Source organism: Streptomyces sp. NPDC006602, assembly GCF_042870385.1.
Taxonomy (GTDB): domain Bacteria; phylum Actinomycetota; class Actinomycetes; order Streptomycetales; family Streptomycetaceae; genus Streptomyces.
The window spans coordinates 45,263-60,199 of the sequence record NZ_JBIAHG010000017.1 but is presented as its reverse complement, the minus strand read 5'-3'; the positions used below and the strand labels follow the sequence as shown (position 1 = coordinate 60,199).

Here is a 14,937-nt window from a genome sequence, read left to right as displayed (position 1 = left end):
ATGACGCTGGTGCGGAGGATGCACGTCGCCTCGGGGAGTGGCCACGATGTCAGAACGTACGCTTCCTGTGCAGCTCACAGGCGGAGACCAGACCGCCTCCGCGGAAACCCGCCCGGCGAGCGGTCACCAGCAGCCCTCGCTGTGGATCGAAACACATCCTGCCCGCGACCGAACGGCCGTGGTGGTGACCGGCGAGATCGACATCGCCGGGGTCCGTGCGCTCAGCGAGGCCCTGCTCCGGGCCCTCGGCAGATCGGTCCACGGAATCGATCTCGACCTGAGCGGCGTCGATTTCTGTGATTGTTCCGGCCTCGGTGTCCTGATACGCGTGCGTCGGCACGCTCGGGAGGCCGGCAAGGATCTGGCCGTTCAGGCCGCCAGCCCCGCGGTGCGCAGAGTCCTCGCGGGCACCGGGACGCTGTCCCTCTTCGTTGTCACGGAGGGGGCGAGCGAGCCCGAGCTGCGGGCGGAGATCATGCACCTGAAGCGGGCCATGGAGACCCGGCCGGTCATCGACCTGGCCCGCGGGGTGCTGATGGCCTCCTTCGGTCTGAGCGCCGAGGGTGCCTGGACGGTGCTGGTCGACGTCTCCCAGAACACCAACACCAAACTGCGTGACGTGGCCTACGGGCTGGTCAATGCCGTCAACGGAGACGGGCTGCCGGAACCGCTCCGGCATCAGGTGGCCGCGACGGTCGGCAAGCTCCGCAGGTCCTGTGCGGTACCCGGCGACCAGGAAAGATGACCGGGTGCTGATCGGCGCGCCGGGACGCCGTACGAGTCGTTCGGCGAGCCGTCAGGCGGCAGCGCCGAGCGCTTCCTGTTCCATCACGTCGCCCGGCTTGGTCGGCAGGGCCACCGGCTCCGGGACGCGGCGTGCCCGCACGACGAAGCCCGCACCGATCGCGCCTGCGATGAGCAGGCCGCCGGTCACGAGGGCCCCGCGTGCTCCGGCCGTTTCCATGAGCAGACCCAGCGCCGGCGGCCCACCGAGGCCCCACACGGTGCCGATGCTGCTCCACACCCCGAGCACCCGACCCCGCAGGTGAGCGGGCGGGTCGGTCTGCAGGACGGCCGTTCCGGCGGTGTCGGAGACGGACTCCACCACGGCCATCGGCAGCACGAGCACCAGCAGCACGGCCAGCGACGGCGACAGTCCGGCCGCCACCTGCAGCAGCCCACCGGCGGCGGCCAGTGTGCCCACGAGCCGGACCGAGGGCTTGCGCAGCCGGGCGCCGAGGACCGCCCCGAGGATGCCGCCGACGGCGAGGACAGTGGAGACCGAGCCGAACGCACCGGCGCCGCCCGCCAGCGGCCCGGTGACCAGCACGGCGAGGGTGAGTCCGTAGTTGCGTCCGAAGACCGCGCTGATGCCGGTGACGGCGGCGAGCGCGACCAGGCGGGGTCGGCGCGCGAAGAAGGCCAGCCCTTCCCGGACGGTCATGTCGTCCCGTCGGTCGCGCGGCTGCGCAGGAGCATGGTGGTCCGTCCCGGCCCGCCCGGCCTTGTCGTACGCCGGGCGCAGGAACGGAATGACCGAGGCGACGAAGAGGAACGACAGCCCGTTGACCGCGTACGCGGCGGGCGTGCCCAGCAGGCCCACCGTCACCCCGGCCAGCGCCGTGCCGGCGAGCCGGCCCGCGTTGTGGACCAGCGCGCCCACGCCGATGGCGGAGGGGACGTCCGCCACGGGAACGAGGTCGTTGCCCAGCAGGGCGCAGGCCGGTCCGTCGACGGTGGCGATCGCGCCGGTCACGGCGGCCAGCACCATCAAGGACGTCATGTCCAGACGGTCCAGTGCCACGAGCACGGCGGTCGTGAAAGCGACCGCGCCGAGCAGGGCCTGGCTTACGGCCGCCGTCAGCTTGAGGGGCCAGCGGTCGACGGCCGCGCCGCCCAGCAGGCTCATGAACAGGGCGGGGGCGGCCTGGACCGACATGGACAGCCCGGTCGCGGCAGCGGATCCGGTGATCTGGAGGACCAGCAGGTTCTGCACCGTGAGCTGCATCCAGGTGCCGGCGTTCGACACGAAGTTCGCGACGGACCACCAGCGCATGCTGCGGTGCCGCAGGGATCGCCACGGCGAGCGTGACGCCTGCCCGGACGGGGCCGAGGCAGGAGCAGGGGCAGGGGAAAGGGAGGATGCGGAAGACACAGTGCGGTACCCGAGAGGCGAGGCGGCAGGTCAGACAGGTCGGCGAAACCGAGGGACGCCGGCTGCGCTGCGCGGTCACTCCACCGAGTCGGTCACGGCGCGGACCATCGTGGCAGACGGGACGGGCGAGTCATCGACGGCGCACCCCCGCGGCACCGCCCTCCGGGCACCAAGTGCCTCTGGCCTGCGGGGGGTTGCCGTGACGAGTGTGGTTGCTCACAGACCGGGCCGGCGCTCGGCCGGGATCAACGCGTGGTGCGGCGAGTGGGGCCCTCCCACGCCCTCAAGGCAGTGGGGGGAGCGTGCATGGCGCCGCGGGGCAGGCGGGAAGGTGACGACAGGGCCCAGCGCGCGGCGGTTACGACGACGGCCCGCCCTGCGCGGCCTTGAGGTCGGCGAGGAGTTCGGCCTGACCCGCCAGCACCCGCCGTGCGGCAGGTCTCCGATGCGCCGTCGGTGTCCTTCTGCTCCGCCCGGCCGACGGCGAACCGGCACCGACCACGCGGGCGGGCCAGTGCGTGAGCGCGCGCGTCGGCTGCCCGACCAAGCCACCTGGAACGCGCCGGCCCGGGCGGCCGTCGTCGTGCCCGAGCCGCCGTCGTGCAGGACGCCAGTCACCGGCCGTACAGTGCCGGCTGGTCGATCTCAACGACGGCGGAGGAGTCGTCCCGGACGTTCGTCCGGCCGGTCGGCGTCAGGAGCTCGTGAGGATGACGAGTTGCTGGGTCGCCCGGGTCATCGCGACATAGCGGTCGACCGCTCCTTCGATGCCCGTGCCGAACCTCTCCGGGTCGACGAGGACGACCAGGTCGAACTCGAGCCCCTTCGACAACTCCGGGGTCAGCGACCGGACGCGTGACGTCGTCCGGAACGCGGGATCGCCGATGACGCAGGCGATCCCGTCGGCGTGTGCGGCGAGCCAGGTGTCGAGGACGGAGCTCAGATGCGAGGCGGATCCGTGCACGACGGGGACGCCGCCGCTGCGGATGGAGGTCGGCACGTTGGCGTCCGGAAGCACGGCCCGGATGACCGGCTCGGCCTCCGCCATGATCTCTTCCGGCGTCCGGTAGTTGATGCTCAGGGAGGCCAGGTCGATCCGATCGAACCCGATCCGCTCGAGCCGTTCCTGCCACGACTCCGTGAATCCGTGCCTGGCCTGGGCACGATCCCCGACGATGGTGAAGCTCCGGGACGGGCATCGCAGCAGCAGCATCTGCCACTCCGCGTCCGTCAGTTCCTGAGCCTCGTCCACGACGATGTGCGCGAACGGGCCGGCGAGCAGGTCCGGGTCGGTGCCGGGCAGCGCGTTCTCGTCGACCAGGGCGTCCTGCAGGTCCTGTCCGTGCAGCATCGTCACGGCACCTTCGCCGTCGTCATCGGCCGCGAGCAGGGTGTCGACGACCTTGGCCATCTGCTCGCGTTCGGCGGCGACAGAGGCCTTGCGTCGACGCTCACGCAGTGCGGCCTCCGGGTCGCCGAGCCGCTGCCGTGCCGCGTCCAGGAGCGGCAGGTCGGACACCGTCCAGGCCTGGGGGTTCTCGCGCTGGAGCTTCCGGACGTCATCGGGGCCGAGCCAGGGAGCGCACATCCGCAGGTAGGCGGGTACCGTCCACAGGTCTGCGACGAGGTCGCCCGCTTCGAGCAGCGGCCACGCGCGGTTGAAGGCCGTGCGCAGCTCCCTGTCCCGCTCCAGCGACTTGCGGAGCAGGTCGGCCGAGACCTCGCCCTCGTGTTTGTCCACCAGGATCGTGAGCAGCTCCTGCCAGACCTGGTCACGCGCGTCGTTGTGCGGAGTACCGGGTTCTGCCGCTTCGAACGCCACGGCCCAGTCGTCGGCGCTCAGCCAGATGTCGGACCAGTGGGTCGTCACCGTCATCCCCTTGGCGGGCGGCTCCTCGTAGAACCTGACGGCCGGTTCGATCGCCTCGACCATGGTCGCGGACGACTTCAGGAGCGCCACCTCCGGGTCGGCCTCGACCGCTGCCGCGGTTCCCTCGGCGACGAGGTCCCGCAGGGTGCAGGTCTGCACACCCTCCTCGCCGAGGCTGGGGAGGACGTCGGCGACGTAGGCCAGGTAGGGCCGGTGCGGACCGACGAACAGCACGCCGCCCCGGCGGTGACCGAGGCGAGGGTCGGAATAGAGGAGGTAGGCGGAGCGGTGCAGAGCGACGACGGTCTTGCCCGTACCCGGGCCGCCGTCGACGACGAGCGCGCCACGGGATCCCGCGCGGATGATGGCGTCCTGGTCGGCCTGGATGGTGCCGAGCACATCTCGCATCCGTGGCGACCGGTTGCTGCCCAGGCTGGCGATGAAGGCGGACTGGTCGTCGAGCGCGGCGTGCCCGACGAACCCGTCCGCGGTGAACACCTCGTCCCAGTAGTCGCTGATCCGGCCGCGGGTCCAGCGGTACCTGCGGCGGCTCGCCAGCCCCATCGGGTTGGCGTGGGTCGCTCCGAAGAACGGCTCGGCCGCGGGGGAACGCCAGTCGATCAGCAGCCGACGACCCGTGCTGTCCGTCAGGCCGAGCCGTCCGACGTACACGGGCTCGGGGTCGTCCGCGCCGACCATGTGTCCGAGGCACAGGTCCAGACCGAAGCGACGCAGTGCGCGCAGCCGAGCGGTCAGCCGGTGGATCTCCGCGTCCCGGTCCATCGCCTGCCGGCCCACACCGCCCGGCGCCCTGCGCTCGGCGTCGAGGCGGTCGGACAGTTCGGCGATCGCCTGCTCGAGGCACTCCGCGATGGCCGCGAAGTGCTGCTCGTCGCCGGCGATCAGCGTGGGGTCGGCCTTGGGAGAAAGGTGGTCGGGAAGGTCAAACACGCTGGTGGTCAGCGGGTTCACGGCATCGGCTCCGATCTGAGGTCATTCGCGACCATTGTGCGCAGCAAGGCGTCCGGACTGGTGTGACGAACCTGGCGGCCATGACGGGTGACGCTCCGCCTCGCGTTGGCTCGCGGCCGTGTCGGTTCAGGTCGCCAGGTCCGTGGGCTGTCGTGTTCGGGGTCCTGGCTCGACGATTCCGCGTGGTTCACGCGGACACGGGCGGCCTTTCTCGACCGACCGCGTCGAGCAGCAGCTTCGCGGCGACCGTCACCCCGTCGGTGCGGATGGTGTCGGCCACGGCCCTCGCCCGTGCGCTGGTCTCGGGCATCAGGGCCGTCCTGAGCGCGGCCGACAGGGAGCGCGCGAGTCATACTCCGACAACCACACACGCACTTCGTCACTCCCCCACGCTGGTTCCGGCCTCGGCCGGTGATTCTGCGGCATCACCCGGGTCTTGCCGCAAGCCCCCCGCTGCGCTATAAGTTGAGAGTGGCAAGGAGTGAGTGACCTCCTTGCCTTTGTTTGTGTCGTCCGCTGGGGACGGACAACCTCCTCGCGAAGCGGCTGCGCGCCGCGTACGGCCCGTGCGTCGGCCCAGGAGGATCTCCTAGGAACTCCCGCGGGGCGCGGCCGACTCTCTGTCGGTGATCAGCGTGCGACGGCGGTCTTCAGGGCCTGCAGGCAGCGGATGCCCCTCGGTCATGCATGGTCACAGTGCGTTCTTGGTGCTCACCGGTGCCGCAGTGGGAGAGTACATTACCCCTGGGGGTATAGGTGAGGAGTGAGGGTGGACCTGGAACTCGCGGGTGCGGAACTGAAGTCCGTGCTGAACCGGCTGCGCAGGGCGCAGGGCCAAATCTCCGGGGTGATCCGGATGATCGAGGAAGGCCGGGACTGCGGAGAGGTGGTGATGCAGTTGTCCGCGGCGTCCCGCGCACTCGACCGGGCGGGCTTCGCCATCATCGCCACGGGTCTGCAGCAGTGCCTGACGGATGTCGACGGTGACGGGAAGTCCGACGAGAGCCGCGAGCAGATGCGCGCCCGACTGGAGAAGCTGTTCCTCTCGCTGGCCTGACGCCGACGCCCGCCGCCTGCCCGAAGGAGCAGCAGCCGCCCGAAGCCCTGAGTGGGCAACAGGGCCGTCTCCTCGGGCGGTTCGGCGGCGCGGCCCGTAGCGCGATTACCCCCTGGGGTATCTGTTTGGCTGCTGCTCAGCTGTGTGAGAAGCGGATCTTCGGCAGCACCCGGCGCAGCCAGGCCGGGGACCACCACGCGGCCCGGCCGGTCAGGCGGAGCAGGACCGGGAGCAGGACGAGCCGGATGAGGAAGGCGTCGAGCAGGACGGCCACACCGAGGACGATGCCCATCTCCTTGGGCGGCAGCGGGTCGGCGAGCGCGAAGGTGAAGAACACGGCGACCATGACCGCGGCCGCGGCGAAGACGACCCGGCCGGACTGTGCGAGGGCGCCGACGACGGCCTCCTTGGGGTCGCCCGTCCGCTCGTGGATCTCCTTGGCGGAGGACAGCAGGAAGACGGTGTAGTCCATGGCGATGGCGAAGATCATCGCGAAGAAGAAGACCGGCCCCCATCCGTCGAGGAAGCCCTGCGGTTCGAAACCGAGCAGGTCCGAGAGGTGCCCGTCCTGGAAGATCAGCCTGGCGACGCCGAACGCGGCAGCGGTGGCGAGGAGGTTCGTCAGCACGCCGATGGCGGCGACCAGTGGGGCCTGCAGGGCGACCAGCAGGAGCAGGAAGCCGAGGACCAGGATGACCCCGATGACGAGCGGCGCCTTGTCGTCGAGGGCCTGCTTGAGATCGAGGTTCTCCACGGCCGCGCCGCCGACCAGCGCGTCGTCGGGGAGTTGTGTGCGCAGCGTGTCCACGGTCTTCGTCAGCGAGGGATCGGACGGGTCGGCGGACGGCATGGCCTGGATGAGGCTCCAGCCCGATCCGTCGGCCGCCTGCTGGGCCGGCAGAACGCCCGCGATGCCGTCCGTCGACGTGAGCGTCTCGACCGCGGCGGCGGACCGGGCATCCGGAATGACGATCTGCAGCATGCCCGGCGCACCCTTGCCGAAGCTCTCCTGCACGAGGGAGTAACCCTGGCGCGAACTGTCGTCCTCGGGCACGACCTTGATGGACGGCATCGCCGTCTGCAGCCCGAACACCGGCACGGCCAGGGCGATGAGAACGGCCAGCGCCAGGGCACCGAAGCGCAGCGGCTGCCGCCACAGGCGCTCACCCCAGGCGCCGAAGCGCGGCGACACGGTCCGGTCGGTACGGGTACGGGGCAACGCCCACTTGTCGACGTTCGAGCCGAGCTTGGCGAGAACGGCGGGCAGCAGCGTCAGGGTGGCGGCGAGGACGAAGACGACCGAGAGCATGATGCCGACCGCCATGGTCCGCACAGCGGGCGCGGGCACCAGCATCACCGCGGACAGGCTGACGAGCACGGTCAGCCCCGACAGCAGGACCGCCTTCCCCGCGGTGTCCATGGTCTCCTCCACGGCCCGCCTCCGGTCACCGCTGTGCGCGAGGGCGGCGCGGAACCGCATCACCAGGAACAGGGCGTAGTCGATGCCCAGGGCGAGCGCGAACATCAGGGCGAAGTCCATGGCCCAGATGGAGATCGGCGTGACATGGCTGATCAGGACGAGGGAGCCGACCGAGGCGGCCAGGCCCGCCATGGTGAGCAACAGGGGCAGTCCCGCGGCGACCAGCGAGCCGAACGCCACGACGAGGACCACGAGGGTCACCGGCCAGGACAGGATCTCCGCGTGGATCATCGCCTCGAGGTTGGCGGTGTTGAAGTCGCTCCACAGCACCGAGGATCCGGTGGCCCGCACGGTCACGTCGTCGGTGGACAGCTCACGCAGCGGCTCCTTGAGGTCCTCCGCGGCGCGCACCATGTCGTCGGTGTTCGCCGCGGCGCCGCCCAGGACGACGGCGGTCCTGCCGTCGCGGCTGATGCTCGCGCCGGGCTGAGGCGCCACGACCTCACTGATCCGGTCGTCGGCCTTCAGCTCCTTGGTGACCTCGGCGACGACGCGCCGCACCGCCGGATCGCCCACCTGGTGACTCTTCGAGGACACGACCACCTGGATCGCGGAGGAACCGGTGCCGCCGAAGTGCTCCTCGGCCAGCTCACGAACGCTCACCGACTCCGAGCCGTTGCTCTGCCAGCCCGCACCGGAGAGCACCGAGGTCACCTGCGGGGCGAACGCACCCAGCACGGCGACGACGACGAGCCAGCCGATGAGCACCCGCTTGAAGTGCGTGGCGGTCCAGGCGCCGAGCCGCCCGAGCGGGCCGGCCGAGCCCGGCGGCGAGGCGTCCTCGGTGTTCGTGTCGGGTGCGTCGGTGGTGGTTGTGGACATGGCTCCTCCTTGGACAGAAATACCCCCTGGGGTATCGTGCGAGGAGACAATACCCCAGGGGGTATTCAGCTTCGAAGGGATCCACGCAATGCGCTACGACCGCACCGTGCATGTGAAGAGCGACTTCGCCACCACCGTCACGGCGGTACGCGAGGCCCTCGCCGAGCAGGGGTTCGGCATCCTCACCGAGATAGACGTCGCCGCCACCCTCAAGGCCAGGCTCGGCCACGACATGGAGGACTACCTGATCCTCGGTGCCTGCAACCCGCCCCTCGCCCACAGGGCGCTCGAGATCGACCGCACGATCGGGCTGCTCCTGCCCTGCAACGTCGTCGTGCGCGCCGAGGGCGACGGCACCGCCGTGCAAGCCCTCGACCCCGGCACGATGACCGCCGTCACCGGAATCGAAGCCCTGCGACCCGTGGCCGAAGCGGCGACACGCCGACTTGACGAAGCCCTGAACGCGCTCACGCAGCAGCATGCGTGAGGTAGGGGAAGAGGTGCCGACGGCCGGTCGGCGTCAGGGCGTCATCCGCCCACATCGCGAGCCGGTGCTACCCACACGGACGGCCCGGGTACTCGTCGCTCTCGGGTACCCCTGCCGCTCGCATTCGGCTCAGGACCGCGCGCCGGACCTCTTCGCCATCGATGGGAAGGGGGCAGTTGGTCTCCCGGTCGAAGACCTCGGCGCCGGCGGCGCTGTTCCAGATGACCCACTGGAGCTGACGCTCATCGTCCGTCCAGAGGTACGCGTAGCTCTGGACGGTGTCTGCGTTCATGGCGTCCTCCGACGTGTTCACGCTGTGGCCTTCTCTGTCTCGCGGCCGTCGACGTATGTCGCCACGACCTCGATGTCTCCGATACGCGAGGTGTCGACGCGCCGGGGGTCGTCGCCGAGCACGACCAGGTCGGCGAGCTTGCCCGGGGTGAGGCTTCCCAGGCTGTCCTCCCAGTGGCAGGCGAAGGCGCCCGCGACCGTGTAGGCGTGCAGGGCCTCGTCGACGGTGACGCCCTCGCTCGGGCCGATCACCCGGCCGGACTCCGAGGCACGCTCGACCATGAACTGGACGGCGCGCAGCGGGGATCCGTCCGTGACGGGGCGGTCGGAGCTGCCGACGAGCGTGATGCCGTGGTCCAGGAACGCCCTGCCGCGGTAGAGCCACGGGGCCCGCTCCTCCCCCATGATCGCCGCGTAGTCGTCGCCGAAGTAGCGCAGGAAGTTGGGCTGGACGACCGCGCTGATGCCGAGCCGCGCGAAGCGCGGGAGCTGGTCGGGCCGGATCAGGCCGGCGTGCTCGACGCGATGCCGGGCGCCGGGGCGCGGCCTCAGGCGCTGGGCGCGTTCCAGGGCGTCCAGGGCGACGTCGGCCGCCCGGTCGCCGATCGCGTGGACGGCGAGCTGCCAGCCGGCGAGGTGACCGTCCACGATCGTTGCGCGGGCCGCCCTGGCGCAGGGCCGGTGGCAGGCCGCCCGTGCGCTGGGAGTGGGGCAGGCGCAGGGCGCGGGCGGCCCCCATGGCCCCTTCGGCGAGGAAGCCGTTGTCGTGCGGGATGCCGGCGGGGAGCAGATCGAGCACGGCGGAGTTGACGGCGCAGCCGTGGCCGGAGTCGTGCATCACGAACAGCTTGCGCCCGTGGCTGACCTTGTCCAGTTCGGCGGCGGTCAAGTGGCGGCCCAGGGCCCGCTGGTCGTATCCGGCGATGCTCACCCAGGCGCCGGGCGAACCCTTCCGGGTGACGGCCTCCTCCACGACGGCGAGCACGTCGTCGATCCGTGTGCGGCCCGCGATGCTCGGCGTGTGCTCCTTGAACCCGGTCCAGGCCAGGTGCACGTGGGCGTCGATGAAGCCGGGCAGCACGGTGGCGCCCTGCAGGTCGATCACCTCCCGGGCGGGCAGGGAGGACACGGCCTCGTCCAGGCCCACGATCCGGCCCCGCCAGATGCCCAGGTCGTGGGCGACGGGGTGGTCGGGGTCCATGGTGAGGAAGCGGGCGTTCGTCAGCCTGGTGCAGAGCATCGGACGTCAGGCGTCCATGGACCCGGTGAGGGAACGGGGGCGCAGATCGGTCCAGTTGGCCTCGACGAACTCCAGGCAGGCGTCTCGCGTGTTCTCGTCGAAGATGATCGTCCATCCCCCGGGTACCGCCGCGAAGGACGGCCAGAGCGAATGCTGACCCTCGTCGTTCACGAGGACGAGGAAACGGCCGTCGGCGTCGTCGAAGGGGTTGATGCTCATACGCGGTGCCTCCTGAGGAATTAGGTTAGGCTCGCCTAATTAAAACTGAGCTTAGCCTTCTCGCTTTCCGCTCCACAAGGAGACGTTGATGAGGTTGGTGGGGGAAGACACCTTCGCCGCGTTCGGACTGAGCGGCGCGCCCGGCACCGACGCCTTCTGGGCGGCTGCGAGGACACCCGCGTCGATACCCGACGGCGACGGCTGGGTCACCCTGTTCCTGCGGCGCGGGTCCGAAGCGGCGAGCGTCGGCTTCGAGAGCTGGTCGACGCCGGTGCCCCTGCGCCGGTGGGGCGACACGGATTGCTGGTACGCCGAGGTGCGCATGCCCGCGCGGCTGCGGGTGACCTACCAGTTCCTCGTGGGCGACGCGGCGTACGCCGATCCTTTCAACCCGGCCGGTGCGGGCGGTGACCGGTCCATCGCCGCGACCCCGGACGCCCCGGCCCAGCCGCACTGGCCCGTCATCGGCGCCGGCACCGATGTCGTACTGCCCCTCCCCCGCACCCGGCTCCGCTGGGCCGGCGAACGGCTCGGCGGGCGGCGTACCGTGCGGGTCCACGCGGCGGGCGGCGGCGGGCCGGTGGTGCTGCTGCTCGACGGGGACGACTGGCTGTACCTGCACCCGGCCATGACGGCGTTCGACTCCGCCGTGGCCAGTGGCGAGATGCCCCCGGTCACCCTCGTCTTCCTTCCGGCCAAGGACAGGGAGGCCGAGTTCGCGTGCAGGCGCGAATTCTGGGAGGCGATCCGCGACGAACTGCTGCCGCTGGTGGCGGAAACCGGCGTTCTGGCCGACCCGGACCGGCTGGTGGTCGCCGGGCAGAGCCTCGGCGGGCTGAGCGCCATGTACGCGGCACTGGAGTTCCCGGACCTGGTGTCCCGCGTGGCCTGCCAGTCGCCGTCGTTCTGGTGGACGCCCGACGCTTTGGGCCTGGCGGACCCCTTGGGCGGCCCGGTCGGCGGCGCCATCGCCGCGCGTCTGCGGGAGCGCCCCGACCTGTCCGGTCTGCGGATCGCGTTCGACGCGGGGGAACACGAGACGCGGATGCTGCCCCACTGCGAGCTGGTCGAGACCCTGGCCGAACAGGCCGGTGCGACAGTACGGGTTTCGCGGTCGGCGTCGGGCCACGACCGGGCGGGGTGGCGGCAGGCCCTGCTCAGGGATGTGGCCTGGGCGCTCGGAGCTCTAAGAGCGTGCGGGCCGGGCTGCCGCGCATGAGCCGGTTGGAACGGCAACGGGCCGTGCCCGCAGCCAGGTTCGGGGCCCACGGGGGTGCGCCGACGGCGGGAGGCCGAGCCCGGCCGTACGACCTGCTGCCCCGAAGTATCGTCACCCCGGCTGCTGCGGGATCAACGCCGACGCCGGGGCCAGTACCCGGCCGTCGGAGAGTGTCGCGTCGTGCACCGGCATGTCGTCGCGGATCAGATTCTCGCCGATGAGGACGGCCGCCGTGGCGCCGCCGCTCGCCGAGGAGCGCAGCTCGACGCTCAGGTTCTGCCGGGCCGCGATGCGGTTGACCACGAAGAGCCCGATCTGCTTGGCGTCGAGCAGATCGACGTTCTCGGACTGGATCTTGCGGTTGGCCTCGGCCATCGTCTCCTCGTTCATGCCGAAGCCGCTGTCCTCGATCTCGATGAGGAGGCCCTCGCGCATCCGGGCGGCCCGCAGTTGGACATGGGCGCTGGGCGGTGAGAAGGAGGCCGCGTTCTCGACGAGTTCGGCGAGCAGGTGGATGACGTCGGCGACGGAGCCACCGTGCACGGAGACGCGCGGTACGGCCCAGATCTGGACCCGGCCCGGCTGCTCGATCTCCGCGACGGCGGCCCGCAGGACGTCCACCAGCGGGATGGGGTCGTGCCAGCCTCGTCCGGGCGCGATGCCGGACAGGATGAGCAGGCTCTCGGAGTGGCGGCGCATCCGGGTGGCGAGGTAGTCGACCTGGTACAGCTCCTGCATCTCGGCCGGGTCGCGCGGGCGCTGCTCGAGCTGGTGGAGCATGTCGAGCTGGCGGTGCAGCAGCACCTGGCTGCGGCGGGCGATGCTGACGTACACCCCGGAGATGCCGCTTTGCAGTTCGGCGCGCTCGGAGGCGGCCTTGAGAGCGGCCCGCTGCACGGCGGTGAGTGCGGTGCCCACCTGGGCGAGTTCGTCGCCGACGAGGCGGCGCATCGGGGCCTCGGCGTCGATGTCCACGCCCTGCCCGGCGTGCAGTCTGCGCATGGCTCGCGGCAGCCGGCGCCCGGCGACCTCCAGGGCGGAGTTGCGCAGGTCGAGCAGTTCGACGATGAGTCCGCGTCCGACGCCCACGGACACGAGCAGCGACAGCAGCACGCCCACCAGACCAAGGATGACGGCGACGCCGGAGGCGCCCAGCGTGTCCCAGCCGAACGGGTCCGCTTGGGCCGTGGCCCCCGTGCCCGCGTCCGACTCGGCCTCGGCAAGCGCCTTCAGCACGGCGTCGGCGGCCTCGTCCCAGTCCCTCACGAAGCCCGCGGAGAGGACGGAGGTGCCGGGCCCGGCATCGCGCACCCGGTTCTCGACGGCCACGAGAGTGTTGTAACTCCCGCTCCGCAACACCGCGTTGTACGCCGTCCGGTGCTGCGGCTTCAGGTCGGCGACCGCGGGCTCCAGCAGCTCCCGCCGGGTGGCGACGGCGCCGACGAACAGCGTGTACTGCTCCGTGGTGAGCTTCCGGGCCCCGCTCCCCGCGGCGAGGAGGGCCTGTTCCTGGGCCACGGCCTCGCGCACGCGGGCGAGTTCGAGGACGACCCGCGCTTCGGAGGCGGCGTGGGTGCCGTTCTCGCCGGTGAGCGCGCCGGTGACGGCGAAGGCGTGCTCGATGACGGCCGAGTACCCCGTGAACGCCGCCTGGGCGGTGTCCTTCGCGTCGGTCCGCGCGCGCAGTGCGGTAAGTCCGCGCGCGTCGGCCTCCAGGCGGTCGATGCGGGCGGGCAGCCCGGCGTCGAGGAGCTCGGCGTCCGCGGTGGCGGCGTTGGCGCCGCCGCGGAAGGCGGTGGCGGCCCGGTCGGTGGCCTTGCGCGCTTCCTCGACCGTGCCGAGTTCGGCCGTGTCCGGCGCGGCGGCGTGCCGCGTGGCGGCGGTCCGTTCGGCCTGCAGCGCGGTGACGAACTCGTCGAGCGGCGCGAGGAGTTCGGCGCTGACGTCCTTGACCCGCTCGGTGTCGCCGATGCTGGAGGCCGTGGTCACCGCGGCGAAGCCCCACAGCGCCATGAGGGACACGATGGGCAGCATGAGCAGCGCGACGATCTTGGCCCGGACCGATCTGGGGCGCAGCCGTTCCGTTGTTCGGGTGACACGCATGGGATACCTCTCCGGGAATGTGGGCGGTGCGGCTCCGCGGGCGTACGGCTCAGGCGGTGGTGGCGGGAGCGGGCCCGGTGGTGGCGGGAGCGGGCCCGGTGCCGGCGGGAGCGGGCCCGGTGCCGGCGGGAGCGGTCATGGTCGCGGTGGAGAGCCCGACCTCGCGCAGCAGTTCCGCGGCGACGGACTCGGCGCGCCTGCCGGTCGGGGAGAGCGCCACGTACGCGGAGGTGAGGAAGAGGAACGAGCCGAGCACGACGGCGAGCGGGAAGAGGAACTCGGTCGCCGTGGCCCCGGGCAGCTCCGCGCTGCCGGGCGCGAGGCTGACGTCGACGGCGTACATGGCGGTGTAGTGCATGCTGCTGACCGCCAGCCCCATGACGAGGGCGGCCACGACGGCGAGGACGGGGCCGCGCACGATGAGGGTGAGGGTGAGCGCGGCGGTCGCGGCGACGACTGCGATCACGACGGAGGCGGTGACGAGGAGCGGGTCGAAGTCGACGGTGCCGTGCAGGTTGAGCGCGGCCATGCCGGTGTAGTGCATGGCGGCGACGCCCAGTCCCGTGCCGAGCCCGCCGAGCGCCACCGACACGATGCGCGAGCGCCCGTACCCGGCGGTGAAGACGCCGGCACTGACGACGGCGATGGCCATGACGAGGCTCAGTACGGTGAGCGGGACGTCGTAGCGGACGGGGGTGCCCTCGACGCCGAAGCCCATCATCGCGACGAAGTGCATGGTCCAGATGCCCGAGCCGATCGCGAACGAGGCCAGCAGCAGCCAGTTCCGTTTCGAGGCACCGTCGGCCTCGAGGGCCCTGACGGTGCACCGCAGGCCGAGCGCCGAGCCGACGCAGGCCATGACGTAGGAGAGGACGGGGGTGACCCATCCGGCGCTGAAGTGATCCACGTGTCCCACGGGCAAACCCCTCTCGTCCGCCGGGCGGAGAGCTCAGCGCGCACGTAAGTACCGCCGGTAACAGAGACCCGGGGGAACGAGATCGCGCCACTGCTTGTCGGAGGTC

The 14,937-nt window shown here is 71.4% G+C and carries 11 protein-coding genes and 2 pseudogenes; 4 read left to right on the top strand and 9 right to left on the bottom strand.

The features are described from left to right. Window positions 1-46: 46 nt before the first annotated feature. Window positions 47-745 (top strand): anti-sigma factor antagonist, encoded by a 699-nt coding sequence (locus ACFYO2_RS32515; RefSeq protein WP_388356115.1) that lies wholly within the window; start codon window positions 47-49, stop codon window positions 743-745. A gap of 51 nt (window positions 746-796) precedes the next feature. Here ACFYO2_RS32515 and ACFYO2_RS32510 read toward each other — a convergent pair whose 3' ends face one another. From ACFYO2_RS32510 to ACFYO2_RS32500, 3 genes and pseudogenes are all read right to left on the bottom strand, one after another. Further along, window positions 797-2,056, bottom strand: coding sequence for an MFS transporter (locus ACFYO2_RS32510; RefSeq protein WP_388356113.1), 1,260 nt, complete (start codon window positions 2,054-2,056; stop codon window positions 797-799). Window positions 2,057-2,849: 793 nt separating this feature from the next. Further along, window positions 2,850-4,997, bottom strand: coding sequence for an RNA polymerase recycling motor ATPase HelR (gene helR / locus ACFYO2_RS32505; protein ID WP_388356111.1), 2,148 nt, complete (start codon window positions 4,995-4,997; stop codon window positions 2,850-2,852). Between the two features lie 187 nt (window positions 4,998-5,184). Further along, a pseudogene (locus tag ACFYO2_RS32500) lies at window positions 5,185-5,337 on the bottom strand (glycosyltransferase); the annotation flags it as partial. Between the two features lie 429 nt (window positions 5,338-5,766). Between ACFYO2_RS32500 and ACFYO2_RS32495 the strand changes: the two are divergent. After that, complete coding sequence (locus ACFYO2_RS32495) at window positions 5,767-6,054, top strand: metal-sensitive transcriptional regulator (protein ID WP_388356109.1); 288 nt, start codon at window positions 5,767-5,769, stop codon at window positions 6,052-6,054. A gap of 136 nt (window positions 6,055-6,190) precedes the next feature. On the opposite strand, the gene ACFYO2_RS32490 is transcribed toward ACFYO2_RS32495, so the two are convergent. Continuing rightward, window positions 6,191-8,356 (bottom strand): MMPL family transporter, encoded by a 2,166-nt coding sequence (locus ACFYO2_RS32490; protein ID WP_388356107.1) that lies wholly within the window; start codon window positions 8,354-8,356, stop codon window positions 6,191-6,193. A gap of 88 nt (window positions 8,357-8,444) precedes the next feature. On the opposite strand from ACFYO2_RS32490, the gene ACFYO2_RS32485 reads away from it, so the two are divergent. Continuing rightward, window positions 8,445-8,843: a DUF302 domain-containing protein gene (locus ACFYO2_RS32485; protein ID WP_388356105.1), complete on the top strand. Its 399-nt coding sequence runs from the start codon at window positions 8,445-8,447 to the stop codon at window positions 8,841-8,843. A 67-nt stretch (window positions 8,844-8,910) separates the two neighbouring features. Here the strand turns inward: ACFYO2_RS32485 and ACFYO2_RS32480 are convergent, their stop codons facing one another. The 3 genes and pseudogenes from ACFYO2_RS32480 to ACFYO2_RS32470 all read right to left on the bottom strand — a co-directional run bounded on the left by ACFYO2_RS32480 (window position 8,911) and on the right by ACFYO2_RS32470 (window position 10,593). Continuing rightward, entirely contained in the window at window positions 8,911-9,156 is a 246-nt protein-coding gene (locus ACFYO2_RS32480) for a hypothetical protein (RefSeq protein WP_388356103.1), read from the bottom strand. Beyond that, window positions 9,153-10,374, bottom strand: a pseudogene (locus ACFYO2_RS32475) (amidohydrolase). Before ACFYO2_RS32475 ends, ACFYO2_RS32480 begins: the two are co-directional and overlap by 4 nt. Window positions 10,375-10,380: 6 nt before the next feature. Next, the gene (locus ACFYO2_RS32470) at window positions 10,381-10,593 is read right to left on the bottom strand and encodes an MbtH family protein (protein ID WP_388356101.1); all 213 of its coding nucleotides are present in this window, start codon (window positions 10,591-10,593) and stop codon (window positions 10,381-10,383) included. 88 nt (window positions 10,594-10,681) lie between these two features. Here ACFYO2_RS32470 and ACFYO2_RS32465 point away from each other — a divergent pair, with 88 nt between their 5' ends. Beyond that, window positions 10,682-11,812: an alpha/beta hydrolase-fold protein gene (locus tag ACFYO2_RS32465; RefSeq protein WP_388356099.1), complete on the top strand. Its 1,131-nt coding sequence runs from the start codon at window positions 10,682-10,684 to the stop codon at window positions 11,810-11,812. Between the two features lie 111 nt (window positions 11,813-11,923). On the opposite strand, the gene ACFYO2_RS32460 is transcribed toward ACFYO2_RS32465, so the two are convergent. Then, a complete protein-coding gene (locus ACFYO2_RS32460) occupies window positions 11,924-13,915 on the bottom strand; it encodes a nitrate- and nitrite sensing domain-containing protein (protein ID WP_388356097.1) in 1,992 nt (663 codons plus the stop codon). 49 nt (window positions 13,916-13,964) lie between these two features. Next, on the bottom strand, window positions 13,965-14,831 hold the full coding sequence (locus tag ACFYO2_RS32455) for an MHYT domain-containing protein (protein WP_388356096.1): 867 nt from the start codon (window positions 14,829-14,831) through the stop codon (window positions 13,965-13,967). Between the last annotated feature and the right edge of the window lie 106 nt (window positions 14,832-14,937).